Raw genomic sequence first — 25599 nt, forward strand, 5'->3', positions numbered from 1 at the left:
CGAAGTATAACATCAATAAACAAAACAGTCCAGAAAGGCCGAGGGGGATCCCCTCGACCTTTCTGGACTCTCCGGCTATCCAATGATCTTTTCAGCCAGGGTCTTGTAGAGCAGCGCCGGATCAATGGGCTTTGCCAGGTGTCCATCCATACCCGACTCGGACGCCCGGGCCACATCTTCCCGGAAGGCATCAGCGGTCATAGCGATGATGGGGATGCTCCCCGCCTTGGGATGCCCGGATTTTCGGATGGCTCTGGTCGCCTCGTATCCGTCCATGACCGGCATCTGCACATCCATCAAAATGAGATCGTAGTCCAGCCCATTGGCCAGGAACAGCTCCAGCGCCTCCCGGCCGTTTTTAGCGCAGTCCGCAGCCACATCCGTCATTTTGAGCAGTTCCAGGGCGATCTCCCGGTTGAGCTCATTGTCCTCCACCAGCAGGACACGGCGGCCGGCAAGCTCAGGCCGTTTCAGCCCCGCGCTCTGCGTGGAGGTCAGGACTGCCTTGTGGGCTCCGGTGGCGGAAAGGAGGGCGTTGTAAAGCGTGGAAGCAAAAACCGGCTTGGACAAAAACGCGTTGACGCCGGCTGCCCGGGCGTCTTTTTCAATGGAGCTCCAATCATAGGCGGTCATAATGATGATGGTCGCCTCCGGCCCCACCCATTCCCGGATGCGCCGGGTCGCTTCGATCCCATCGATGTCCGGCATCTTCCAGCCGATCAGGCACACGTCGAAGTCCTCGCCGGTCTCATGGGCGGCATGGACTTTCTCAACGCACTCTTCCCCGGTGAGCACCCAGTCAGACCGGATGCCCAGGTTTTTTAGCAGAAGAGAGGCATGGATGCAGCTGTCCCGGTCTTCGTCTGCGATCATTATCCGAAAGGATCCCAGGGCAGGCTGCCTGGGCGGCTGCCCCAGCTCTTCCCCGGGCAGATCAAAGTCCAGCTCAACGGTGAAAGTGCTGCCCTGCCCCTCCTGGCTCCTGACGGAAATGATCCCGCCCATCAGGGTGACCAGATTTTTGGTGATCGCCATGCCCAATCCCGTGCCGCCGAATTTCTGGCCGGTCTCAGCGCTCTCCTGTTCAAAGGGCGCAAACAGACGGTCCATAAATTCACGGCTCATCCCGATCCCAGTGTCGCTGACGGTGAAACGCAGGCGAATCCGCCCCTTTTTCTTTTGAATCTGTCGGACCTCCAAACGGATGGAACCACCTGCCGGGGTAAATTTCAGGGAGTTGGACAGCAGGTTCAGCAGTATCTGGTTCAGCCGCAGGGGGTCGCCGATGAATGTTGTGCCGGTCAGGTCCACCAGCGGCACGGTGAAAGTCAGCCCTTTTGCGGCCGCTTGAGGATAGATGATGGAGGTGACGGACTCCATGACCGTCTCCAGATCAAAGAGTTCATGGGCGATCTTCATCTTGCCCTCGTCGATTTTGGACATGTCGAGGATGTCGTTGATGAGGGTCATCAGGTGCTTGGATGAGTAGCCGATTTTTTCCAGGCAATCAGCTACCCGCTGCCGGTCCTCTATATAAGCGGCGGCAATGGTGGTCATTCCGATGATAGCGTTCATGGGGGTGCGGATCTCGTGGGACATGCGGGAGAGGAACTCGGATTTCGCCCGGTTGGCGTGCTCGGCCACGGTGAGGGCGTCTTTCAGCGCATCGGCCTGCTCGGTCAGCTTTCTCTGGATCTCCCGCAGTTCTGTGACATCGGTGATATCGATGAAAATGGCAAGGTAAATCGGACAGCCGTCCTGCCAGCTCACGCAGGAAGCGTTGACCTGGAGCCACAGAGTCTTACCCTGGCGGCTTTTTACGTTCATCACAAACTGTACCGGCTCGCCCGAGAGCAAACGGTCTCGATTTTCCATAAGGACAGTCAGGTTATCCTCAATATTCCTCTGATGCAGGATATGGCCGCTGCCAGCACCTTCATCAAAATATTCCATAAACCGGCTGTTGGCCTCCAGCAGGGTGAGACCGAGATCCCGCTCCACCCGGTACTTGGCAATAAAGCCGGGCAGGCTCTCATAAGTGACAGACTGCTCCTTTTGCATCCGGATCACGTCGTTGACGTTGGTGAGCACGGTATAAGCCACCTGATAGCCGTCGATATACTCATCGGCAAACTGGGCGGAAAATTGGATCCAGATAAAGTCGTTGTTCTTCCGCCGGAACCGCGAAAGCAGCTTGTAGCTCTTCTGCCCTTTGCTGAGGGCATCCAGCACCGCATTGGTGAGCTCCTGCCATTCCTTGGGATCATCCTTATAGTAGAGATCCGGCCGGTTGTGGAAGGTGGATTCATACTCCTCTTTGGTCCAGCCGGTAAACTCGTAGTAGTACTCGTTGGCCCAAACCAGGGTAAAATGCTCGTCTAACAGATGTTTGCTGACACTGACGCCCAGCAGATGCATCAGCGTCGCGTACTCATAGTCGGCAGGTGTAAACTGCGGCTCTTTCCCCATTGCCATTTCTTTTTGCCGATCACTCATAAGATTTTGCTCCTCGCCCTATCGCAATCCTCTGCCCTTATGGACGCGCGCTCAACATTGTTCATATGGGTTATTTTCGATTATAGTGCAGAAGCGAAGAAAACTCAAGCCTCTGAGCCGTATTAGAAGATGCTGCCGTAAGAATTTATCAGGGTATCCTGTGAAAGAGTCCGTCCCGGCGCTGCAGCAAGCGGGTGCCTGAAAGAATGGCTCCTCAAAAACCGGTCTTGCTTTTGCCGATCGAACATCTATTTAGGCATCAGAACATCTCTTTGATATCCTGAAAACTCAGTGTATCAGGAAAGTTTCTGTGAAAAACGGATCGCTGTCACCTCCTCTCTTTGTAGGCTTTCATAGTTGTGTGTGCTTCGGTTTTATGATATGCTGAATTTGCGAGATACGATATCAGAAAACCGAAATAATCAAGTTTTCCGAGGCGAGGTAGAAAGCGCCACGGGTTTATCAGCTCGTCAATGTTAAAAGCTATCGGTTTGGCTGAGAAGAGCAAAAGCTCTTAAAAAATATCTATACGTATATCACGCCGCAGTAAATCATCCCTATTTAGAAAGCGTGTAAAAGGAGAAGTGTAAAATGCGCAAGGAAAAAACCAAGCTGCCCGGTTTAATGTCCCTTTTTACAGTTACCCTGATATTGGGCCTGTTGACTGCGCTGGGGAGCACCTACCAGATGTTCGTTGACTATGACGCTTTCTGGGGCACCGAATATGCGAGCCTTGCCGTGATCGATATCGGGCTGCGCCTTATCGAGCTTGCAATGTATGTGGGGATGCTGGTCTTTATCGCCCAGCAGAAACGCACCTTCCTTATCTGCTTTTGGGTCGATTACGGCTGCCGGGTCGCCACTTTCCTTTTTGTTCTTGTGATGGGCGGGTCCGCCCCCTCTTTCCTCACGCCCCTGGTGCTGCCGACGATCTGGGCTGCTTATTTTTATTGGTCCTCAAATTTTGCTCACGCTTTTACGCCATATAAACCTCCGCTTTTCTCTTCCGAGGGTATGGCGCCTGTCACCCCCGCCGAGAGCCCGGCCGTGGCAGCCGATGTCTCTTCTTCTCCTCAAACACCCGATGCGCCGGCCGCCGCCGAAAGTGTGTCGCCCCCATCCCCGCCGGAAGCCGTAACGCCCCAGCCTGCACAGGAAGAGTCTTCCGCTTCAGTTCAATGACCGCTCCCATCGAGTCAAGCACTTCCACATCCGTTGTGACTTCCTCGCCTGCGGAACCGGGGCCGCCTTCTTCCCCTCAGCCCAGGTTTTTCCAATACTGTGGAGCAGAATATGGGCCAAAAGATACTGTTTGTCCAAAATGCGGAAAAGGATAAGATACTTTTCCCGCCACGATCCGGAGAGGAAGATCCGGCCCGTCGCCGGCCACCCAAAAAGCATGGACGTTTTCGGTGTCTGCAATCATCTTCTCACCGGCGAAGCCCGGCAAACCGCCGAGGATTTAGGGGCAGTTTTTGACAGGATCCTTACTCATGCCTGAAAGTGTGGTCAAAAGTGTGGTTTTTGCAGGTTTTTACAGGCATAAAAAATCCCACAGAACGGCTGTACAAGCCATTCTGTGGGATTTTCTCTTTGGTGGAGATGACGGGAGTCGAACCCGTGTCCAAAAAGAGTTCTGTCAGAGTATCTCCGGGTGCAGCTTATCATTGAGATTCCCCCGCCTGGCCGCCGGTAAGCAGGCTGCCAGGGTCGGTAGCTTCATGAGTTCATGACGGTCCGCAAAGCTTAGGGCCGTTCACGTGCACCGCTCATTTAATGCCCAAACACCACCCCGCGGTAAAGTGGGAAGGACAGCAGCCTAAATTTAGGCTGCGACTGCTAATTTATTGTTGTTAGCTATTTTTTTGCGGCTTTTTAAGTGGGTCCGCACCACTACCCGCTGCTCCGGCTTCGCTCTCCCTGTCGAAACCTTTACATCCCCATATTCTGCCCGGCCTGCGCCGGGCGTTTTGGATAAAAATACTGCCGATACCGGCGCATTCAGCCGACGCTGTGCGACTTCATGGCGCGGTCGATATCCCGTTTGGCGTCTTTCTGGGCTGCCGTGGCGCGCTTGTCATACAGCTTTTTGCCCTTGCACAGCCCGACCTCTACCTTGACCCGCGAGCCCTTGAAGTAAAGCTTGAGCGGCACCAGCGTGAGACCGTTCTGCTTGACCTGCGCCGCAAGACGGCGGATCTCCTTTTTGTGGGCCAGCAGCCTGCGCGGCCGCACCGGGTCCCGGTTGAAGATATTCCCCTTTTCATAGGGGCTGATGTGCATGCCCAGCACCATGAGTTCCCCGTTGACCACGTCCACCCAGGAGTCTTTCAGGTTCACCGACCCTGTGCGGATGCTCTTGACCTCGGTGCCCACCAGCTCGATGCCGGTCTCCATCGCCTCGAGGACGAAATAGTCGTGCCGCGCCTTGCGGTTGTCTGCGATCGTCTTGAAATTTTCGGCCGTTTCGTCCCCCTCCTTTCGGTCTGTGCTGGACTAATACTATACCCGTTTTGCCAGCCGCTGTCAAGGGGAACCGCGCGCCGCAGCTTACAACTCCCCGCGGGAAAGCAGGCTGCGCCCCAGTGTGGTGGGGTCGGCATATTCCAGGCTGCCGCCCACCGGCAGGCCGTAAGCCAGGCGGCTGACCTTTACCCCCAGCGGCTTGATGAGCTTTGCCAGATACATGGCGGTGGCCTCCCCCTCCACGGTGGGATTGGTCGCCATGATGACCTCTTTCACTTCATCGCCTGCCAGGCGGGCGATCAGTTCCTTGACGGTGAGCTGCTCCGCCCCCACCCCGTTCATGGGGGAGATGAGGCCGTGCAGCACATGGTAAACGCCCTTGTATTCGCGGGTGCGCTCAAAAGCGGAGACGTCGCGCGGGCTTTCCACCACGCAGATGGTGCTTTTATCCCGTTTTTCACCTGCGCAGATCGGGCAGACCTGGCCGTCGGTAAAGTTCTGGCAGACGCTGCACCGATGGATCTTGGTGTGCGCGTCGGTGATCGCCTGCGCAAACTCCAGCGCCTCGGCCTTGTCCATGGCCAGCACCTGATAGGCCAGCCGCGACGCTCCCTTGCGGCCGATGCCCGGCAGTTTGGAGAACTCCTCTATCAATTTTTCCAGCGGGGCGGCGTTTGCTCCCATCAGGCAACATCCTTCGTCACAAAAATTACAGGCTCAGGCCCGCGGGCAGATTGAACCCGCTGGTCAGGGTATTCATCTCGCTCTCCTGGGTCTCCTTGACCACCCTTACCGCCTCGTTGACGGCGGCAGCCAGCAGGTCCTCCAGCAGTTCCACGTCCTCGGGGTCGACCGCCTCCGGCTTGATCTCCACCCGCTGGACCTCATACTTGCCGTTCATGGTCAGGCTGATCTGTCCGCCGCCGGCGGTGACGGTATGCTCCCGCGCCTCCAGCTCAGCGGTGAGGCTCTCCATATCCTGCTGCATCTGCTGATACTGCTGCATCAAAGCGTTGCGGTCGACCTTGCCATAGCCCTGGGGTAATCTTGCTTTCATTGTGAACTTCCTCCAGCTTCAATATTCTTTGCTGCCCGCTCCCGCACAGGATAAAAAATCAAGACGGGGCAAGGTTCAGCGATATTCCACGGGCACGCCCGCGTCCTGCAATTGTTGAAAAGTCTCCTCCGCCCGGCTTGGCGCCGGCTCTTCCGCAGCCGTCTGCTTCTGATAGGGGCCGATGGAATACCGCTCGCCGGTGACCTGCGCGATCAGCCCCTTGAGCCGCTCGGAAGAATCCTTGTTGGTCTTCATAAACTTTAAAAACAGCGCGCTGCCGTCGATGAGCACCCGCCGCCCCTGCAGATAAGCGCTGCTGCCCACCAGGAAACCGTGCACCATGGGGTCGCTCTGCTCCGACAGGGCGATCACCTGGGGCCAGAACGCGCAGGGCTGCGCGGCGGCCGCCTGCGCCCCCTCGCCCGGGGCCGGACGCGGCGGTGGGGCGGGCGGCACGGCAGACGGCTCCTCTCGGGCGCTCTGCGGCGGTGCGGCGGGGGCCGGGACGCTTTTTTCCGTGACCGGGGACGCCGCCGGGACGCCGCAAAGGGTGAAAAGGGCGAGTTCCAGTTCAATGCGCGGGTCGGTGCCCCGCCCCATGCGGTCCAGGCAGTCGCCCAGCCCCCGCATCGCCGTGACGGCCGCCGCCAGCGGCACCTGCCCCGCCTCCGCCCGGTAGCGTTCCCGGTCGGCGGCGGAAAGGCTGAGCCCCAGTTCGCCCGCACCCGCGCCCAGCAGCATGATGGTGCGGTAATGGGCGATCAGCTCCTCGCACAGCCGCTTCATGTCGATAGAGCTCTCGCGCAAAGACGCCACCAGGCCGATGGCCCGGGTCGCGTCCCCCGCGGTGATCGCCTGTGAAAAGCTGAAAAGATAGCTCTTGTCGGTGACGCCCGCCATGCGGCGCACCAGAGCCTCATCCACTGTTTTTTCCGCCGACGCGCAGGTGTCCAGGATGGAAAGGCCGTCCCGCAGCGCGCCGTCCGCCAGCTGGGCGATCAGGGCCGCGGCGTCGGGGGAAAGCGTGATCCCCTCTTTTTCCGCCACCATCTCCAGCCGTTTCTGAATGGTCTCCTGCCGGATGCGGCCGAAGTCGTACCGCTGACAGCGGGAGAGCACGGTGGCCGGCACTTTCTGGATCTCGGTGGTGGCCAAAATAAAGATGACGTGGGAGGGAGGCTCTTCCATGATCTTGAGCAGCGCGTTGAAAGCGCTGTTGGAGAGCATATGCACCTCGTCGATGATATATACCTTATATTTGCAGTTTGCAGGCGTGTAGACGGCCTCGTCCCGCAGGGCACGGATGTCGTCGATGCCGGTGTTGGACGCCGCGTCGATCTCGACCACGTCCAGGATACTGCCCTCTTCCAGGCCGCGGCAGATGTCGCACTCGCCGCAGGGCTCGCCGCCGCGGGGGGAAAGGCAGTTGACCGCCTTGGCAAAGATCTTTGCACAGGTCGTCTTGCCGGTGCCCCGGGTGCCGGTAAAGATATAGGCGTGCCCCACCCGGCCTTTTTCGATCTGATTTTTCAGTGCGGCGGTGATGGCGTCCTGGCCGAACACATCGCCAAAAGTCTTGGGCCGGTATTTGCGGTAAAGCGCGTGATACATGGCAGACGCCCCCCTCCACGAAAAAACAGGACCCGGAAAAAGGGCCTCATGCCCCCGATACGAAGCGCAGGCTTGCTGCGGCGCACAAAGGAAACCACTTAATGCTGCTCGGTTCCCCGCCTGACATGGTTCATGGCCCTTCATCGCACAGGGCCAACGCTTCGTATCCGGGGCACGCGGCCGCCGCCCCGTGTCCATTAACAGAATAATTATAGCCGAAAACGGCGCAAAGCGCAAGAGGGGCGCCTCTCCTTTTTATCCCGGACGCCGCCGATCCCCTTCCGCCCGCCCGCCCGCGCCGCCCGGCTGCATGCCGTGTGATGGGCGGGGTGCCGCGGCCTATGGGATAGAATGGGGCGCAAAGGCGGCAATTATGCTTTTGTCCGCCCCGCGCCCCTCCCAAAACCGGCCGCCGGAAAAGCGGCGGCGGGTGAGGCCCTGACGGCGATCCTACCCCGGGCATCCTCCAGCGGCCGGTCCCGGCAGACAGATGCCGGGCAGGCCCGGGTCAAACGGAGAACAAAGCGGTCTCCCCCGCTCTGGATGGCCGTTCCCGGACACGGTCAAAAGGCGTCCCAAAACGGAAAAGCAGGCTCGCGGGGCTGTTTTCGCGCCCTCAGCGGCAGCAGTCGAAAATCATCTTTTTGAAGCGCTCCGCGTCGATCTTGGTCACCAGCGCGCTGTTCTCCGGCTCGCCGCCGCGCCTTTCAAAATCATAAACCAGCTCTCCCGGCGCCAGCACGCTCTGCAGCTCGCAGCGGGTAAAGGCGGGCTTTTTTTCCAGCGCCAGCCCCGGCTCAAGATAGCAGGCCATGGCGGTGGGGTCGGGCATGATGAGTTCCTCATAGCCGTATTTTGCCAGCGTATAGTCGATCAGCGTGCGGTTACAGTCCACAAAAAAGCGGGCTTGCGGGGTGCCCAGGGCGTAGAGCGCGTCCAGCTCCTGCCGATCAAAGGCCGCCGCTCCAAAGCAGACGTCGAGCGGCACAAAGGTGATGTGGATGCCCGCTCCCAGTAGGATCTGCGCCGCCTCGGGGTCCACCAGGATATTGAACTCGCTGCAGGGCCAATGGGGGTTGAGCTGACGGTACTGGCCGCCCATGGCAGTGATGGAGCGCACTTTGCTCATCGCCTGCGGGTAAAGGCGGACAGCCATGGCAAGGTTGGTGAGCGGCCCCAGCGTGACGATGTCGATGCCCTCGTTCTCCTGCACCAGACGGGCGATGGCGTCGGCCGCGTGCTCCCGCTCCAGCGGGATGCCGGGGTCCGGGTATCCCCTGTCCCCCAGCCCGTCCTGGCCATGGACCTGCTGGGCTGTGATCTGCCGCCGCCACAGCGGCTGGCCGCAGCCCCGATAAACCGGCGGGCGATAGCTGTCCGCCATTGCGATCGAGACCATGGCGTTGCGGGTGGCCGCCTCCACCGGCACGTTGCCCGCCACGGTGGTGACGGCCTCCACTTTCACATCCGGGCAGCGCAGGGCCAGCACCAGCGCGATCGCGTCGTCCGACGCGGTATCGGTGTCAATGATCAGCTTTCTCACTTTGCGCCCTCCCCTCCCAATGTTTTGCACAGGCAGGCGGCCAGCGCCCGCCGGTCCAGCGCAGTGACGACCCGCGCCGTTTTTTCCTCTTCCGGCGCCTTGCCGTCCAGAACGGTCTGTCCCAGAGTAGCTGCCCCGGAAACATCCGCCCGCACCTTGCAGCGCAGGGAACCGAGGATCCACTCGGGATGGGCGAGGCAGGCGGCCGCAGCGGCCTCCGGCAGCGCAAAAAACGCCTCGCCGTACCGCGCCCTGTGATACTCCGCCTGCCAGGCGCCGCCCTGCACGCAGAGCTCCGCCGCCGGGTCACCAGAAGCGCGCAGCGCCGCCAGCTCCGCTTCTTCCAGGCGCGCATCCGCAAGGCCGGTCTCCGCGGGGAAGAGCAGCAGCGGCACCCCTGAGCGGAAGACGGCGTCGGCCGCGTGGGGGTCTGTAAAGACGTTGAATTCCGCAGCCGCGGTGTGGGAGGCGCGGGAGAGCCCACAGCCTGCCACCGCCGCGATGCAGCTGATATTCCCGGCAATGTCCGGGGCTTTGCGCAGCGCCAGTGCCAGGTTTGTCATCGGCCCCAGGGCCAAAATCGTGACCTCCCGCTCTGCGCGCAGGATGCGGATCAGCGCGTTCACCGCGTGTTCCGGCCCGGCCGCAGGGCCGGGCCCGGCAAACGCGTTCCCCGACAGCCCGTCCGCGCCCCACGGGCCGGGCTGCGCCGCAGCCGGGCGCACCAGCGGCCGGTCGCAGCCCGCATACAGCGGCGCGCCGCCTGCCCCCGCCCGCCCGATCGCCAGCGCGCTGTTGCGGCAGGCACAGGCCAGCGGCACCGCGCCCGCCACCGCGGTGACCGCCAGCACCTGCAGCTGCGGCGTCCGCAGCGAAAACGCGATGGCGGACGCGTCGCCGGACGCAGTGTCCGCGTCGATGATCAATTTTTGCAAAGTTTCCAGCTTCCTTCCCCTGTGTTCTCTTTCCCCCTCATGGTACCACATCCGGGACTGGTTGAAAACCGGCAAACGGCACAAAGATGTCTTTTCTGTTCCGCCGTCAGGAACCGCCCTTTCCACGGCCGCGGCCCGGGGCGTGGCCCGCGCCGGCCTCCCGATCGGAAAAATCGATCTGTTTTTCTGGGACGCTGTTTTCGGCCGCCGCGTTTTATTTTTGCGCGAACTGTGGTACAATAATGCGGAAATACACTTCTACAGACAACTGACAAGGGGGATCGCCCATGACCTGGGAGGAATTGAAAAGCGAATGCCTGACCTGCACCAAATGCGGCCTTTGCGAGACCCGCACCAATGTGGTTTTCGGGGACGGCGTCGCCGATGCGGAGGTATTGTTCATCGGCGAGGGGCCGGGCCAGAATGAGGACGAACAGGGCCTGCCCTTTGTGGGGCGCAGCGGGGCGCTGCTGGACACGTTTCTGCGCACCATTGATCTGGACCGCAAAAAAAACATCTTCATCACCAATACCGTCAAATGCCGCCCGCCGCAGAACCGCGACCCTCAGCCCGACGAGCGCGCAGCCTGCCTGCCCTGGCTGCGGGAGCAGTTCCGCATCCTGAAGCCCAAGATCGTGGTCTGTCTGGGACGTATCGCCGCCCAGCAGATCATCCGGCCCGACTACTCGGTGACCCGCGAACACGGCCAGTTCACCGAAAAAGACGGGGTGCTGTTTATGGGCACCTTCCACCCCGCCGCGCTGCTGCGCAGCCCGGGCAACAAGCCCATCGCCTTTGAAGATTTTGCCGCCCTGCGCGACAAGATCCGCGAGGTGTGCGACCACACCTATGACTGAACCGGAACCCAAAAATGCCGCGGCTTCTGCCGCGGCATTTTTGATCTGCAGGGCCGGCCCGCGCCTGTCACACGGCCGGACAAAGCCCCCCTACTGCTTTTTTTCAAATCTTTCGATCAGCTGGCCGACGGTCATCGGGCGGCCGAACCAAAAACCCTGGATGTAATCCGCCTGCGCGGCCAGCACCAGGCGGTACTCGTCCTCGTCCTCTACCCCCTCCTGGCAGACCTCCGCCCCCACCTGGTGGCAGAGCAGAGAGATAAACTTTAAAAACACCTCGTCAAATTCACTGCGGTTTTGGCTCTGCACAAAAGAGCGGTCCACCTTGACCACGTCCACCGGCATCTGCTTGAGGATGCCCAGCGCCGTATAACCGGTGCCAAAATCGTCCACCGCCACGCCCACGCCCAGCTGGTGAAAGCGCTCCATCAGCTGCGCGGTCTCTTCAAGGCGGTCGATGACGCAGGACTCGGTCAGCTCAATGATCAGCCTGCCGTCCCCCAGCGGAAAAGCCTCCAGCTCCCGGCGCACAAAATCCAGCAGATTCTCCTCCACCCCACCGTCCAGATCGACAAGCTGTTTATAGGAGACATTGACGCTCATCGACAAACCGGGAAACACCTGCTGCAGCCGGTGCGCCTGCAGCACGGCCTCATGCATCGCCCATTTCCCCACCCGGCGGATCAGGCCGCAGTTTTCCAGCACCGGGATGAACTCGGCCGGGCCGATGCCGGGAAATTCGGGGCAGTTCCAGCGCAAAAGCGCCTCCACGCCGTGCAGCTCTCCCGTCTGCGCCCGCACCTGGGGCTGATAGAGCAGGGTGAACCCGGCGCAGCCATGCTCCACGCTCTCCTGCAGGCGCAGGATGAGCTCGCTGCTCCGCTCGCTGTCGTCCAGCACTTCCTGCGAAAAAAAGCACAGCCGGTTTTTGCCGTGTTTCTTGGCGTAATCGTACGCGCACTCGGCGCGCCGGTAAAGCTCTTCATAGCCCAGAGCGTCCTGGGGGCAGAGCGCGCAGCCCGCCGAGACGGTGCAGTAATACTTTTTGCCGTCCAGTTCCTGCTGATGGTCCAGCTGGCGCTGGAGCTTCTCGTAGAGGGCGGCGATCTCCGCCGCGCCGCAATGGCCCACCAAAAGGCCGTACTGATCGCCTGACAGCCGGTAAAGGGAGGCGTTGCCGGGCAGGCTGGACAGCAGCTTCTGGGTGACGGCGCGCAGCACCTGATCGCCGAACTGCCGGTCATACCGCTCGTTGATCTGGCGGAAATTGTCCATGCCCAGCACCAGCAGCCCAAAGGGGGCGTCCTCCGCCTCCCGCAAAAGGGTCTGGGTCTGATATTCAAACTCCACCTGGTTGTAAAGGCCGGTCTGCTGGTCCACCTTGTTGCGCCGCCCCATATCGGAGATATAACCCGCAAAAAGGGCCGGCTCGCCCGAGGCGTCGCACAGTCGGATGCCCCTGCACTGCAGCCAGACCCACTGCCCGCGCCGGTTTTGGGCGCGGTATTCCACGATGTGGTAGTTGACACGGCTGTAGTCGTAGGGTTCGGTATTGGCCTCATAAAAGCGCTGCCAGTCCTGCGGATGGATGATGGGCTTCCACTTCGGCACCGGGTCGTGGATCACCTCGCCGGGCAGCGCGAACTCTTCGATCATGCGCGCGGGATAGCGGATGGTGTTGGTGTGCAGATTGCACACGTAAACATATTCGTCGGTGCTGCCCACCAACGCGTCGTATAAAAGGCTCTCGTCATAGGCAAACCGCGCCGCGGCCTGTGCGATCTGCCGGGCACTTTCGATCTCACGAGACATGTTCCATCGCCCCTTTCGCCCTGCCGGGCCGGCTGAAATGCGCGCTTTCCCTGTTACAAGATATAGGATAACACACCTTTTGCGCCCGCGCAATTGGTTTGGCGATTTCGGGCAAAAAAAGTCACCTATTTTTTGTTGTTGTCGGTTTTATTTTGATATAAGACTCATTTATCTCCAAAAAAAGGCGGATAAACCGGCGCAGCTGCACCGGTTATCCGCCTTTTTTTATCTTTTGCAGCCGCGCCGGCCGCCGGTCAATCCAGATCTTCCCTGCCCGCGTTGGCGTCTTTGGGCCAGACCAGCTCCGCCTTGAACAGGTCGCCGTCCACATGCACGGCAAAGCGCCCGCCCTGCAGCTCCGTAAAGCTCTTGGCAATGGCCAGCCCCAGCCCCGAGCCATCGGTGTTGCGGGACTTATCGCCGCGCGCAAAGCGCTCGACGATCTCGTCTTCGCCAAAGTCCAGCTCTTCTGCCGAGACGTTTTTAAAGGTCACGGTGACCGCATCCTCCTCTTCACGCAGATCGATGTAGGCGCGGGTGTGGGGCATGCCGTACTTCGTGATATTGACGATCAGGTTTTCAAAGATGCGGCAGCTGCGCTGTCCGTCCAGCCGCAGCGGCACCCGGTGGTCGGGCAGGTTCCAGCGAAAGTCGATGCCGCTGGCCCCGATCTTGTCCTCCAGCTCATACTCGACCTGCTTGAGCAGCGCCGCCAGGTCCACCTCGGCAAAATGCAGCGTCACATTGCCGCTGGCTGCCTTGCTCACCTCAAACAGGTCCTCGATGAGCCGTTTGAGCCGCTGAGACTTTTTATCCAGCGTTTCCACATAGCTTCTGCGCTGTTCCTCGGTGAGGGAATCATCTTTGAGCAGGTCCACATAGGTGATGATGGCGGTGAGGGGCGTTTTCAGATCATGGGAAACGTTGGTGATCAGCTCAGTTTTCATGTTACGGCTGCGCACCTCGGTCTCCACCGCCTTTTTAAAGCCGCTCTGCACCCGGTTGAGTTCTTCTTTCAGCGGGTCAAGGATGCCCAGATCCTCTTCGATGCGCAGGTCCAGATCGCCCTGCGCCATCCGCCCGGTGGCGTCCAGCAGAGTCCGATAATCCTGCTGGATGCGGCCGACCCGTTTGCGCAGCACAAAAAACAGGATCGCGGTATAGGCCACCAGCCCCAGGATGCCGAAGACCCAGACGGTGCAGCAGAGGGCCAGGATGACAAAATTCACCGCCAGCAGCCGCAGCAGAGTTCTGGTGACGGAATCGGTCAGATCAATGCGGGTGGCGGCTTGCCACAAGCGTCTGAAGCCGCGCCCCACCCGGCGGCAGAACCGCACGATCAGGCTGCGCTGCGCAAAATAGGCGGCCGGACCCTGAAAAAAGATATTGGAGAGGCTGAGGGCGCAAAAGACCGCCAGCCCCAATATCGCAAAGAACACGGCGCACAGCAGCAGATTCGACAGCCCGCCCGCCAGGGCCGGGTCGTCCACCGAGGCGACCTCCTCCAGCCAGCGGGGGACCGTGCCGCGCACCACGTTAAAGGTCAGCTGCACTGCATTTTCTATGGCAAAAAGAACCGCAAACCCGCCTGCTATCGCCAATTCAAAGGGCAGCTTTGCAGCGATGCCCCGCCCCAGCCCCCAGGACCGCTTGAGGGTGAGCAGCAGCGCAAAACCCGCCGCCGCAAGCGCCGCTGTGAGCGCCGCGCCGCCATAGCCGGTGTTTATAAAGTTGCGCAGGTCGCTCCAATAGGCCAAAGCGCCGATGCCCGCGCCGCCCACCGTGCGGGGCACGGCATAGAGGATGGTGAGCTCCCGGGGCGGCTGGCAGCCAAAGTCCTCCGCCGCCAGCTGGTCAAGGCTGTACTCTCCCAGACGGAAGCGCCACAGGATGTCCTGATGGCCGGCCAGGACATAGTCCCCGCCCTCCCCGTAAAAGTCGGCGGGCATCTGCGCGCCGGCTGCGTCGAACTGCATCGCCAGAAAATACTGGTACTCCTCCCCGGCAGCCTGGGTCACCCGGCCGTCTTTCCAAAAAGCGGTCAGGTCCTCCCGGCTGTTGGTGTAGATCTTATCGCGCTTCTCGTCGATCACGGCCCAGAGCATCCCATCCAGCTGATCGCCGACCTGCGCGTCCCAGTTATAAAGCGTCTGGTCAAAGGTGCTGCGCTCCTCCATCCCGGCAGAAGCGCCGTCCGGGTCCTCCTCGTCCTGCGCCTGCTGCGCAGGGTAATAGACGTCGCTGGGCAGCAGGCTTTTGCCCTGCCACGACTCCTCCGCGCGCCAGTACAGGGTATAGTTGCTGGCCGCCATCAGCCAGACAAAATATTCCTGGTTAAAAAGCGCCTCGTCGCCGGACCAGCGCTGCTCATAATAAAGCGGGGCGGCCCCTGTCAGCCCCACGGCCGCCGCCGCGGTCATCAATACGCACAGCAGCACGGCCACCCATCTATTCCTGGTCGATCTTGTATCCAATCCCCCATACCACCTTTAAATATTTTGGCTCCCGGGGGTTGATCTCGATCTTCTCCCGGATATTGCGGATGTGCACCATGATGGTGTCGGTCGTGATCGCCTTTTCGTTCCACACCCGTTCATAGATCTCCTCGGCGGAAAACACCCGCCCGGGATTTTTCATCAGCAGCGCCAGGATCTTGAATTCCAGCGGGGTCAGCCGCACCGGGCGGCCGTCCACCGTCAACGAGACCGTGTCCTCGTTCAGCTCCAGACCGCCGATGGCGTAGACATGCTCTTCCGGCTGGGCGGGCTGCCCGCCCGCGAGGGCCAGATATTTTGCATACCGCCGCAGCTGCGAGTTCACCCGCGCGATCAGCTCCATGGGCGCAAACGGCTTTGTCACATAGTCGTCCGCCCCGATATTGAGGCCCGTGATCTTGTCGATGTCCTCCGACTTGGCAGAGAGCATGATGACCGGGAAATCATAGCTTTCGCGCAGCTTCATGGTCATGGTGACGCCGTCCATCACCGGCATCATGATGTCCACAATGGCGAGGTGGATCTCGTTTTCGCGCAGGGCGGTCAGCCCCTCTTCCCCGTTGGCCGCCTTGACGACCTCATATCCCTGGTTCTTCAGATAAATACCGATGCCGTCCCGGATCTCCCTGTCATCCTCGACGACCAGAATGCGATACCCCATAACTTCCTCCCGGCGGGTGTTTCATGCCCATCTCCATTTTTTATCTATTATACATGGAAACGCCGTGAAAAACATCCCCGGTCCCAAAACCGGGGCGGGAGGGACCGGCGGGGCGGCTCACGCCACCTGCGCGGCCAGCTGGCCGCGCAGCATGCTCTTTGCGCGGTAGAGCTGGGTGTTTATCGTTTTGTGAGGCCGCCCCAACAGCTGAGCGATCTCGGCGACAGAATAATTCTCCAGAAAAAACAGGGCTGAGACCTCTTTATAGGGGGCGCGCAGCCCCTCGATGCCGCCGCGCACGGTGCGCAGCGTTTCCTGGGAGGCGACGGCGTCCTCCGGCGATACTTCCTCCGCACAGGCCTGCCCCTCCAGCCAGTCGCCCGGCCCTCCGGCGGCGGCCACCCTGCGCCGGTAAGCGCTTTTGAGGCAATCCTTGGCCTTGTTGGCGGCGATGCGGCAAAGCCATGCCTTTTCCGCCCCCTCCGGGCAGCGGTCCGCGTGCAGCCACGCGGAGAGGAACGTCTCCTGTGCCAAGTCCTCCGCCTGGCCCGCGTCCCCCACCAGCTGGTTGCACACTGTGAACACCAGCCGTCCGTACTGCTCCACCATCTCTTCAAACCGCTCCTGCGTCATGTCCGTCTCCTCCGTCTGGGTGTTTTCCCCGCTTCACTGTCTCCTATCTTACCCGGTAAATCTAAAAAGCCCGGACATAAATTTCCAAAGAATTTCTAAAGAATCCCTTTGGATTTTCGGTAGCGGTTGGTATAATGGAGAAAACAGAGGGCTGCGCCCGGAGAGGACGTCTTTATGAGTGATTGGAGCAAGCTGTACCCCGCAGACCGCAGGCCCGGCCCCGGGGCGATCAGCGCCCAGGCGGCCACACCGCTTTGGGATCAGCTCTGCGGTTACCTGGAGCAGGCTTACGGCGTCGCCCCATCTGTCGAATACAGCCGATGAGGCAGCCTGCCGGGCTGGAACGTCAAGTACAAAAAATCCGGCAGGGCCCTGTGCACGCTTTATCCCGGCTGGCCCGCGCCCGGCAGCTTTACCTGCATGGTGGTCGCGCGTGAAAAAGACGAACAGGCCGTCTCTCTCGCCCTCAGCGGCTGTACGCCTGCCGTGCGGCAGCTGTTTGAAAATACCGCCTATCTCAACGGCGGCAAGTGGCTGATGATCCAGGTAGACTCGCCCGCGGCCCTGGACGACGTGAAGGCTCTGCTCGCGGTGCGGGCAAAGCCGGCCCGCGGGACGCGGTGAGCCCGGGGCCTCCCGGGCCAAACTTTGGGACGGCCGCGATGGGCTGAGGGCGTCGCGGGATGGACCTTGGACCTCTCACGATGAGCCGAGGACCTCGCGGGGTGGATCCTGGGCCGGTCCTGTTGGCCCGGGAGAGCCGGCCGCAGTGGGTCCGAGGGCGGCTGTGTTAGAGTTCTGCGCCGGACACGGGGCCGGAAGCGTTTTTTTATCCTCAATAGTGCGGAGGCGAATAAAATGGAATTATTGGATCAGATACGGGAACAGGCGCGGCGGGCCACAGAGGAACTTCTGGCCGAAGCGCGCCTTGAACCGGGCGACCTCTTTGTGGTGGGCTGTTCTTCCAGTGAGATCATGGGCCAGCGCATCGGCCAGGGGTCCAGTATGGAGGCTGCGGCCGCGGTCTGTGACGGCATCCTGCCGTTGCTGGAACAGCACGGCCTGTTTCTTGCCGCCCAGTGCTGTGAGCATCTCAACCGCGCGCTGATCGTGGAGCGCGCCGCGCTGCCCCGCTTTGCAGAGGTGGTCAATGTGGTGCCCCAGCCCCACGCCGGCGGCTCCTTTGCCACTACCGTCTACGCCAGGATGCGCCAGCCCGTGGCGGTGGAACAGGTGCGCGCCGGAGCCGGGCTGGACATCGGCGGCACCCTGATCGGCATGCATCTTCGCCCGGTGGCGGTGCCGGTGCGGCTGAGCCTTGCCCGCATCGGCGAGGCGGGGCTGCTCTGCGCCCGCACCCGCCCCAAATACATCGGCGGCAGCCGCGCGGCCTATCTGCCCGGCTCCGGCAGATAAGGAGGGTGGCAAAAATGACAGAGGAAAAGCGGAAGCTGCTGGAAGAAAACGTGGCGCGGGTGCGCCTGTCCATGGCCGAGGCCCTGCGCGCCGCCGGGTGCGCAGAGGGCAGCGTGCTGCTCTGCGCCGCCAGCAAAACGCAGGACGCGGCCACGGTGCGGCTGGCAGCTGGGCTCGACATCGACCTGTTCGGCGAGAACCGCGTGCAGGAACTGTGTGAAAAAAGCGCGGCCGCCGCCTACGGCGGCAAGCCGCTGCACTTTATCGGCCACCTGCAGACCAACAAGGTGAAACTGGTGGTGGGCAAAGCGCAGCTCATCGAGTCGGTGGGCTCGGAAAAGCTGCTGCGCTGCGTCGCCGCGCAGGCGGAGAAATGCAGCCTCTTTCAGGACCTGCTGATCGAGGTCAACATCGGCGGAGAGGAGAGCAAAAGCGGCACGGCGCCCGCCCAGCTGCCCGCGCTGCTGGAGACAGCCCATGGCCTGCCCTCGGTGCGGGTGCGCGGTCTGATGGCCATCCCTCCCGCCGCCGCGGTGCCCGGGGCCTCCCGCCCCTATTTTGCCCGCATGTATGCGCTGTTTGAAGCCGCCGCCCGGCAGGCAGGGGGCAATGTATCGATGGAATACCTCTCCATGGGCATGAGCGGCGATTTTGCCGACGCGATCCTGGAGGGTGCCAACATCGTGCGGGTGGGCACCGCCATCTTTGGGCCGCGGCCCCCTGTGACCGCGAAATAAGAGGATGCGAGGGCGGCATTTTTATGCCGCCCTTTTCTGCCGCCGCTTCGGCACAGCGCATTCGGTCCTGCCCCGGTCCGGCGCGCACGCCGCCAGCGCCCTGCAGCCGCCCACCCCCGCCGGGCGCATGGTCTTTGGCATCGGAAGCAAACAAAAAAGCAGCCGTTTGCGGCTGCTTTTTCTGTGTTTTCATTTTTTCATCCGGGCCGGCCCTTTTTCTTCCGCCGCAGGTCAAAAGCGCTTTTTACAGCGGGCCCGCGGCGGCAAAAGAGGTCTGCCGGCCTCCCCCGTCAACGCCCGCCGTCTACACGGGCAGGCGGCGGGAAGCCGCTTTGGGAGGCCGCTGTTCCGGGGCCGGCGACGCGGAACTGGCGGGCTGGGACCGTTATTTTTTGCCGCCGCGCGGCGGGCGTTTCAGCTTCAGCACCACCCCTGCGGCAGCTGCGGTCTCCCCCAGCAGCTGCACCGCCAGGGCAGCCCTCTCTTTCAGTTCCATCCCCGGCCCTGTCTCCCGCCGCAGCCGGGCCACGGCCGTGTGCAGGTCCTCCAATTCCAGCAGGTTTGCCGCAAGGCAGAAAAAAGACTTGCGCCTGCCGTCGTTATATCCCTGCAGCAGAAAGCGCAGCAGCTCCATCTTTTCTTCCAGCACGGCCTGATACCGTTCCAGCCCCCAGCTCTCCGCGCGCGCAAAGTCGCGCCGCACATTGCGCGCAGACACAAAGGAGTCGTACTCCGGCGGCGGTTCATAGCGCGCGCAGGGATATTCAGGACACTGAAAACAGTACGCGATGCCGCCATGCTCCCCCGCGCACCGCAGCACCGCACAGGAGGGCCGTCCCGCGCCGCCGCAGCCGGTACAGTGGTTTTCTTCACTGATGTGATACATGGGGCAAAGACCGCAGTTGAGGCCGCAGAGCGCAAAACAGGGATAACTGCGCCGATACTTTTCCATCTACCGGGCCGCTTTCTGAAGCACGCCGTACAGCCAGTCAAAAAACAGCTGCGAATCCGCCGAACGCGCGTAATAGCAGTTTTTGGGCATCTCCATAAACTTGTAGTTCCGCCCCAGCACCGTCTCGCCGTAAGCATAGCCGTGGCCCAGGTCCACATGACAGCTGGTGTACTCTACCTCGGTGAGCACCTCCGGGTGCAGCACCGCGCACACCGCCAGCGCGTCGTGGATCGCCGCGCCCACGCCGGTGCCGTCCGCGTCCCCCTCTGCGGCCGACGCTTTCAGCCGGTGTTCCACCAGTTCGGCGCAGAGCAGCGCGGGGGCGCTGCCGATCTCCCGCAGCAGCGCTGCCTGCCGGCGGTCCAAACAGGCGTGGGAGGTGGCGTCCAGCGAGACCATGGTCACCTTGACCCCGCTTTGCAGCACGATCTCCAGAGCCTCCGGGTCCGCCCACACATTGAACTCCGCCGCCTGGGTGGGCGGATAGGTATCGTGGGAGCCGCCCATCAGCACGATCTCACGGATCTTGGGCAGAATGCGGGGGTCGGCCCGCATGGCCAGGGCAATGTTGGTGATCGGGCCCACCGGCACCAGGGTGATCTCGCCGTCTTCTGCCGCCAGCAGCGTCTCGATCAGCCAGACGCAGGCGCTTTGCTGCTGCTCGCGCAGCGAGGTGGGCGGCAGCGGCAGATGGTCGGTGTGTACCGCCGTTTCCTGGTCGCGGCCCCCCTCGCGGCGGGGCAGCTCCTGCGCCTGCAGGCCCCAGGGCTGCAGGGTGGACGCCAGCGGCAGCGCCGCACCCCGATAGACCTTTACCTCCGGGCGGCCGCAGCACTCCACCACCCGCAGCGTGTTGTCGGTGGTGTTTTTCACCTCTACGTTGCCGCCCACGGTACACACGCCCAGCAGTTCCAGCTCATCGCTGAGCATGGCCGCGCAAAGCGCGATCGCATCGTCCGAACCCGTGTCCACGTCCATGATGATCTTTCTTCTGTCCATTCCAATGCCCTCCCTCATCCGGCCCCGGTCCGTTTTCCGCAAAAGTCCGGCAGGCCCTGCTTTTGTCGCTCCCAGTATACGGCAGGGGGATTTGGCCTGTCAAGGCTGCACTGCGGGCAGGCATCCAACTTTCCATGTGTTTTACACAGAAGTTGATCTCTGCTTCACTGAGCCTGCTTACTTTCCCCGCAGCAAAGACAGAGGCCACGCCCTCTGCAGACGTCAGGTCCCGACCGCCCTGGCCGCACCGTTTATCCATGCGATAAAGCAGCTGACATAGCCGGCACAGCATCTCTGCTTTTTGGACTGATTTAATCAGTATGCCGCACAGAAGGCCGGGAAGCTGTCTGGGCGGGGCGGCAAACGGGCCGGGGGCGTGTTTCTCCGCCGCCTCCAGCCCGCGCCGCTCTACTGCCGCGGCAGGGTCAGCGTCACCCGCGCGCCGCCGGCAGAGCCGTTTTCCAGCGTCAGGCTGCCGCCCGCCGCCTCGGCCGCACGCCGGCAGACATAGAGCCCCAGGCCGCAGTGCCCGTCTCCTGGCCGTGCGTCGCTGCCGCGGTAAAACAGCTCGGTCCCGCGCTGCAGGTCCTGCGGCGAAAAACCGGGGCCGTCGTCCTCCACCACAAAAGCCGCCTGCCGGGGCGACAGGCAAAGGGCCAGCCGCACGCTGCCGCCCGGTGCGGCCTGCGCTGCGTTTTCGATCAGGTTGAGCAGCGCCCGCCGCACAGGTTCAGCCTGCAGCCGCAGCAAAACGCCGGGCGGCGGCGTCCCGGCACACAGCCGCACCCCGTGCAGACGACAGACATCCTGCGCCGCCTGCCGCACCGCGCAAAACAGATCCGCCGCGTCCACTGGCTGCGGCTCAGGCTCCGCCGCCAGGCCATCCGGGGCAGCCGCCTGCCGCAGCGCCTCCAGATAGCGGCCGGCCCGCTCTCCCCCGCGCCGGATGGCCTCCACATATCCCTGCGCCTGCGGGGCGAGCGGTTCTTCCGCCAGCAGCTCGGCGTTGCCGCTGATCACGGTCAGCGGGTTCTTTAGATCGTGGGCCAGCGCCGCGATCTGCTCGGCGCGCTGCTGTTCCATGCGCCACTGGGCGCGCAGCGAGCCGGAAAGGTTTTCCTTTAACGTGCGCATCGCATCCATCGCGCCGTCCAGCTCGCGCACGCCGGTTGCCGTGAAATCGCCCTGTTCCAGCTCCCCGGCAGCGATCGTCGCGCCCGCGCGGGCCAGTTTGTCCGCCGCCCGCCCCAATCTGCGGCTGTAGTGGAAAGTGGTCAGGGCGACGATCCCCAGCGCCAGCAGCACGCAGAACGCCAGATAAGCCGTCTGAAAATCCGGCAGACGGCCCCGCAGCGCCGGATCGCCGTAGGGCACGCTGTAGTCGTACTGGATCAGGCACAGCCCGCCGTCTGCAAACTCCACGCTCTCATAATACCAGGCGGCACCCAGCAGGCTGGTCTTCTCCTGCCCGCGCAGCATGTTCTGCGCGTCCTCCAGCCGTTTTGGGGACAGATTGCTCTGCACCACCGCGCCCTCGCCGCTGAAATAGACATAACCGCACAGCGGATCCAGGTCCGACGCGTCAAACGCTTCCCGCTGGCGCAGGCGCGCGGCCGACTGCAGTGCAGCCTGCTGGCTGCTGCTGGCGGGCAGGAGGAAGCCGCTGTTCATCAGCAGGACGATCAGGCTCCATGCCGCCGCCGCAAACAGCGCCAGCAGCGCGCCGGTGGCCAGCAGATAGCGCGCCAGCAGCGCGCGCAGGCTCACACCTTTTCGCTTTTCCATCGGTAACCGATCCCCCATACCGTCTCCACGGGCAGCTCCTGCGCGCCGGCGACGCGGCATTTTGCCCGGATATTTTTGACATGCTCGGTCACAGCGGAGGCGTCCGCCCCGCCCTCATAGCCGAACACCGCTTCATAGATCTGCTCTTTGCCCAGTGTCTGCCCCGCATGGGAGGCAAGATGTTCGCAGATGGCGTACTCGCCGCGGGTGAGCCTGACCGGCCGGCCTGAAAACGACATCTCCTGTGCAGCGAGATCAAACTCATAGTCTCCCCGCCGCAGCCTGCGCGCCGGCACGCGGCCCTGCCGTCGCAGATGCGCCGCGACGCGGGCGCGCAGCTCCGCCAGGCGAAAGGGCTTGGTCAGATAATCGTCCCCGCCCAGCGCCAGGCCGCGCAGCACGTCCTGTTCCTCCCCTTTTGCGGTGAGGAACAGGATGGGGCAATCCGCCTCGCTGCGGATGCGCGCACAGGCCGCAAAGCCGTCCTCGCCCGGCATCATCACATCCATCAGGATGCAGTCGGCCCAGGCACAGTGCCGGGCGGTGACCTCGTCTCCGCGCCCCAGCGCGGTCACCCGGTGCCCGTCCTTTTGCAGCGCCGCCTGCAGCAGCGCGCGCAGGTCCGGCTCGTCGTCCACCACCAGGATATTCGCCATTTTTCTCCCCCGCTTTCCTTTCCGCCCCCCCAGACCGCCCCGCGCCGGGCGGCCCCTGTTTCCAAAGGGTCGCCGAGGGCAAAGCCCTGCCGGCGGCGGGATGAATTTTTCTTCCGCGCCGCTGCCCCGCCGCAGAACAGGCAGGGCTCAGCTCTGCCGGGCAAAAACATTGCGCGGCAGCCCTTTCCCAGCCAAGCCGCACAGCTTGTCAGTGCAGCCAGTCCCATACCAGACAGGAGAGGCCGAACAGGACGTAGACATGGGCGGGATAAAAGACATAAAAAAAGCTTTTGATATTTTTGCCCCGCTCCCCGTTATAGAATACCATAAACAGGGCCGAAAAAGCGCACATCCACTCAAAATAGGTGTTGAAAAACTCCGCCGCGGTGATGCCCGGCACCGACAGCGCCATGCCCCCGTAGACCAGCAGATTGAATACAAAATAGCCTCCCGCCTGCAAAAACCGGTTTTTGCGCAGCAGATAGAGCAGCAGACCTGAAAGCACGTACCAGGTCCCCCCGTCCATGACAAGGTTGTGCATCGGAAGCACGGTAAACCCCACCAGGGCCACCCAGCCGTTCAGCACCGGGAACAGAGAGCACAGCAGATAGAGGACGAGATAGGGCCACGCCATGGGCAGCAGCAGCGCCGCCAGCCCGCGCACCCAGCGCCGCTGCCCCAGCCATTCACAGCCCTGCAGCATGGGCAGCAGCACAACGAAATTTGCCATGATCTGGTTCAGGGGGACCATGCCGTCGCCCCGGGCGACGCCAAAGACCAGCATCCCGTACAGCGTCAGGCCCATGGCAAGCGAGATCAGGTAGATGCGCAGAAAATACTTTTTTCGGTTATGCGTGTGAACAAACCCCTCCACCACCGAAAAGAGAAAAAGCCCCGCTGAAAGCCGTCCCAGCTGGTTGAAGATCAGCGGCACCGCACCGGTGAACTCAAAAAAATAATGGATGTGATCCAGCACCATCAGCACCAGCGCGATGACCTTGAGGTCAAAGCCGGTCAGCCCTGCGCGGCGCTTTTGCGGCGCGCGCATCATTTGTAATTCCTGTTCCATAAAAAATCCTCCTTTTGTGATCGGTCTGTCTTTATCATAAAAGGAATTTCTAAGGAATTTATCAGGGCCGCCGTGTTTTTTGTCCTGCCGCCGGCGGGCTCCGGCGCGTTTCTTGAAAAAAAAGATGAAATCCTCTAAAATAGGGGTATCGGATGCGCGCCGAGCGGGTCGAAACGGCTGCAGGACGGCGAGCATTGCGGACGTGCAGGACCGCCGTCCGCAAGGGCGGCGAGGATTGAAACACGCCTTTGCAGGCAGTTTGCAAATGACCCGGCAGGCGTCGCTACCCCCAGGAACGGCGTGAATTGAAACTCGTTACAATTTGTAACGGTTTGTTAGACGATCTGGCCCCCGCTCGCAAGAGCGGCGCGGCTCGAAACAGGCCATCGCCCATACCCGCGCTGGCCGAGATGCGGTCACCGTCCGCAAGTCCAGCGTCGGTAAACCTGTGACAAAGCACAGACTTTCCCGGCCGCCCGGGCGGTCGACGGCCGCAGGGACGGCGTGATTTTCCCGCCCCCTCACCCGCCGGGCCGAAGAGACCGGCAAGGCTTGCCTTTCACGCCCGCGGCCGAGTCCGGCAAAAAAACAGCACTCTCCCGGGGCCGCGCTTTTGACCGCCGTCACGGCGGCCCGGCGGCCGCACGGCTGCAAAAAGCAGCCGGTCCGGGTGGGCGCGCGGGGGGACAAGCCCGCGGCAAGGCGGCAAAAAAGCTCTGCGGACGCTTTTTGCTTTTCCGGCAAGCAAAGGAGGATACTCATGGCGGATTCGGCCCTCACCAAACAGCGGCTGGCGGACGCGCTCAAAGAGCTGATGCAGACCCGGTCTCTGGCCCGCATCTCGGTGGGAGATATCACCGCGCACTGCGGCATCAACCGCCAGACCTTTTATTACCACTTTAAGGACAAATACGACCTGGTGGGCTGGATCTATTCCACCGAGACCCTGCCTTTTATGGGCAGTTTCTCCGACCGCGCCCATTGGACGGACGGCCTGCGCGATCTCTGCCTTTATGTGCAGCAGAACAAAAAATTCTATGTCAACGCCCTGAACACGCCGGGGCAAAACAGTTTTGAAGAATATCTGACCCAATTTCTCCAAAGCCTGATCAGCTCCCTGATCGAGACCGAGAGCGGCGGCCGCATCGCCAGAGAGGACCGCGCCTTTATCGCAGACTTTTACGCGTTCGCCTTTGTCGGTCTGGTGATGAAATGGGCGCGCGGCGGCATGAAAGAGGACCCCGCCTATTATGTGGGCCGCATCCGTGAACTGATCAACGGCAGCCTGCTGCGGGAACTGGAAAAGTACAAATAGCGCGCTCCGCCCCGGCCCGGGGCGTTTTTCTTTCCGCGGGTGGGCGGGCTGCTCTTTTGCCGCAAAGCAGAGCGCCGGCGGCAGGCGCAGGCGCGGGGCCGGTG

22 protein-coding genes, 2 other RNA genes and 1 pseudogene are annotated in these 25599 nt (G+C 62.0%); 7 read left to right on the forward strand and 18 right to left on the reverse strand.

Features of this window, described 5'->3' with window-relative positions; translation table 11 throughout:
- Positions 1 to 75: 75 nt before the first annotated feature.
- Positions 76 to 2496 carry a response regulator gene (locus H8S23_RS01395; RefSeq protein ID WP_186886526.1) on the reverse strand — a complete coding sequence of 807 codons (2421 nt, stop codon included), beginning with the start codon at positions 2494 to 2496 and terminating at the stop codon, positions 76 to 78.
- Positions 2497 to 3087: 591 nt separating this feature from the next.
- On the opposite strand from H8S23_RS01395, the gene H8S23_RS01400 reads away from it, so the two are divergent.
- Positions 3088 to 3678 carry a hypothetical protein gene (locus H8S23_RS01400; protein WP_186886527.1) on the forward strand — a complete coding sequence of 197 codons (591 nt, stop codon included), beginning with the start codon at positions 3088 to 3090 and terminating at the stop codon, positions 3676 to 3678.
- Positions 3679 to 4090: 412 nt separating this feature from the next.
- Here H8S23_RS01400 and ssrA read toward each other — a convergent pair.
- The 8 genes and pseudogenes from ssrA to H8S23_RS01440 form a co-directional block, all read right to left on the reverse strand.
- Positions 4091 to 4438: a transfer-messenger RNA gene (gene ssrA / locus H8S23_RS01405) on the reverse strand.
- A 59-nt stretch (positions 4439 to 4497) separates the two neighbouring features.
- A pseudogene (gene smpB, locus H8S23_RS01410) lies at positions 4498 to 4956 on the reverse strand (SsrA-binding protein SmpB); the annotation flags it as partial.
- Between the two features lie 90 nt (positions 4957 to 5046).
- Complete coding sequence (gene recR / locus H8S23_RS01415) at positions 5047 to 5646, reverse strand: recombination mediator RecR (protein ID WP_186886528.1); 600 nt, start codon at positions 5644 to 5646, stop codon at positions 5047 to 5049.
- A 25-nt stretch (positions 5647 to 5671) separates the two neighbouring features.
- Positions 5672 to 6019, reverse strand: coding sequence for a YbaB/EbfC family nucleoid-associated protein (locus H8S23_RS01420; RefSeq protein ID WP_186886529.1), 348 nt, complete (start codon positions 6017 to 6019; stop codon positions 5672 to 5674).
- A gap of 75 nt (positions 6020 to 6094) precedes the next feature.
- Complete coding sequence (gene dnaX / locus H8S23_RS01425; protein WP_186886530.1) at positions 6095 to 7630, reverse strand: DNA polymerase III subunit gamma/tau; 1536 nt, start codon at positions 7628 to 7630, stop codon at positions 6095 to 6097.
- Positions 7631 to 7691: 61 nt separating this feature from the next.
- Positions 7692 to 7790: signal recognition particle sRNA small type (gene ffs / locus H8S23_RS01430), an RNA gene on the reverse strand.
- Positions 7791 to 8246: 456 nt separating this feature from the next.
- A complete protein-coding gene (locus tag H8S23_RS01435) occupies positions 8247 to 9173 on the reverse strand; it encodes a nucleoside hydrolase (protein ID WP_186886531.1) in 927 nt (308 codons plus the stop codon).
- Entirely contained in the window at positions 9170 to 10108 is a 939-nt protein-coding gene (locus tag H8S23_RS01440; RefSeq protein ID WP_186886532.1) for a nucleoside hydrolase, read from the reverse strand. Before H8S23_RS01440 ends, H8S23_RS01435 begins: the two co-directional genes overlap by 4 nt.
- Before the next feature lie 287 nt (positions 10109 to 10395).
- On the opposite strand from H8S23_RS01440, the gene H8S23_RS01445 reads away from it, so the two are divergent.
- Positions 10396 to 10965, forward strand: a complete 570-nt coding sequence (locus H8S23_RS01445; RefSeq protein ID WP_186886533.1) for a uracil-DNA glycosylase — start codon at positions 10396 to 10398, stop codon at positions 10963 to 10965.
- Between the two features lie 90 nt (positions 10966 to 11055).
- Here the strand turns inward: H8S23_RS01445 and H8S23_RS01450 are convergent, their stop codons facing one another.
- From H8S23_RS01450 to H8S23_RS01465, 4 genes are all read right to left on the reverse strand, one after another.
- On the reverse strand, positions 11056 to 12777 hold the full coding sequence (locus tag H8S23_RS01450) for a bifunctional diguanylate cyclase/phosphodiesterase (protein ID WP_186886534.1): 1722 nt from the start codon (positions 12775 to 12777) through the stop codon (positions 11056 to 11058).
- A gap of 254 nt (positions 12778 to 13031) precedes the next feature.
- On the reverse strand, positions 13032 to 15251 hold the full coding sequence (locus tag H8S23_RS01455; protein ID WP_186886535.1) for a sensor histidine kinase: 2220 nt from the start codon (positions 15249 to 15251) through the stop codon (positions 13032 to 13034).
- Positions 15226 to 15933, reverse strand: a complete 708-nt coding sequence (locus H8S23_RS01460) for a response regulator transcription factor (protein WP_186886536.1) — start codon at positions 15931 to 15933, stop codon at positions 15226 to 15228. Before H8S23_RS01460 ends, H8S23_RS01455 begins: the two co-directional genes overlap by 26 nt.
- Positions 15934 to 16050: 117 nt before the next feature.
- A complete protein-coding gene (locus H8S23_RS01465) occupies positions 16051 to 16566 on the reverse strand; it encodes an RNA polymerase sigma factor (RefSeq protein ID WP_186886537.1) in 516 nt (171 codons plus the stop codon).
- Between the two features lie 174 nt (positions 16567 to 16740).
- On the opposite strand from H8S23_RS01465, the gene H8S23_RS01470 reads away from it, so the two are divergent.
- The 4 genes from H8S23_RS01470 (at position 16741) to H8S23_RS01485 (ending at position 18719) form a co-directional block, all read left to right on the forward strand.
- The gene (locus H8S23_RS01470) at positions 16741 to 16890 is read left to right on the forward strand and encodes a hypothetical protein (RefSeq protein WP_186886538.1); all 150 of its coding nucleotides are present in this window, start codon (positions 16741 to 16743) and stop codon (positions 16888 to 16890) included.
- Between the two features lie 6 nt (positions 16891 to 16896).
- On the forward strand, positions 16897 to 17190 hold the full coding sequence (locus H8S23_RS01475; protein ID WP_186887210.1) for a DUF3788 family protein: 294 nt from the start codon (positions 16897 to 16899) through the stop codon (positions 17188 to 17190).
- Positions 17191 to 17424: 234 nt separating this feature from the next.
- Entirely contained in the window at positions 17425 to 17982 is a 558-nt protein-coding gene (locus H8S23_RS01480; RefSeq protein WP_186886539.1) for a TIGR01440 family protein, read from the forward strand.
- A gap of 14 nt (positions 17983 to 17996) precedes the next feature.
- Positions 17997 to 18719, forward strand: coding sequence for a YggS family pyridoxal phosphate-dependent enzyme (locus H8S23_RS01485; RefSeq protein WP_186886540.1), 723 nt, complete (start codon positions 17997 to 17999; stop codon positions 18717 to 18719).
- A 385-nt stretch (positions 18720 to 19104) separates the two neighbouring features.
- On the opposite strand, the gene H8S23_RS01490 is transcribed toward H8S23_RS01485, so the two are convergent.
- From H8S23_RS01490 to H8S23_RS01510, 5 genes are all read right to left on the reverse strand, one after another.
- On the reverse strand, positions 19105 to 19671 hold the full coding sequence (locus tag H8S23_RS01490; protein WP_186886541.1) for a DUF3795 domain-containing protein: 567 nt from the start codon (positions 19669 to 19671) through the stop codon (positions 19105 to 19107).
- Positions 19672 to 20670: a nucleoside hydrolase gene (locus tag H8S23_RS01495; protein WP_186886542.1), complete on the reverse strand. Its 999-nt coding sequence runs from the start codon at positions 20668 to 20670 to the stop codon at positions 19672 to 19674.
- 408 nt (positions 20671 to 21078) lie between these two features.
- Positions 21079 to 22455, reverse strand: coding sequence for a sensor histidine kinase (locus H8S23_RS01500; protein ID WP_186886543.1), 1377 nt, complete (start codon positions 22453 to 22455; stop codon positions 21079 to 21081).
- Positions 22434 to 23111 carry a response regulator transcription factor gene (locus H8S23_RS01505; protein WP_186886544.1) on the reverse strand — a complete coding sequence of 226 codons (678 nt, stop codon included), beginning with the start codon at positions 23109 to 23111 and terminating at the stop codon, positions 22434 to 22436. Before H8S23_RS01505 ends, H8S23_RS01500 begins: the two co-directional genes overlap by 22 nt.
- 208 nt (positions 23112 to 23319) lie before the next feature.
- Entirely contained in the window at positions 23320 to 24180 is an 861-nt protein-coding gene (locus H8S23_RS01510) for a TraX family protein (RefSeq protein WP_243165798.1), read from the reverse strand.
- Positions 24181 to 24940: 760 nt separating this feature from the next.
- Here H8S23_RS01510 and dhaS point away from each other — a divergent pair.
- Positions 24941 to 25495 (forward strand): dihydroxyacetone kinase transcriptional activator DhaS, encoded by a 555-nt coding sequence (gene dhaS, locus H8S23_RS01515; protein WP_186886545.1) that lies wholly within the window; start codon positions 24941 to 24943, stop codon positions 25493 to 25495.
- The last annotated feature ends 104 nt before the right edge of the window (positions 25496 to 25599 follow it).

Origin of the sequence: Anaerofilum hominis (assembly GCF_014287275.1) — a bacterium.
GTDB lineage: Bacteria > Bacillota > Clostridia > Oscillospirales > Ruminococcaceae > Pygmaiobacter > Pygmaiobacter hominis.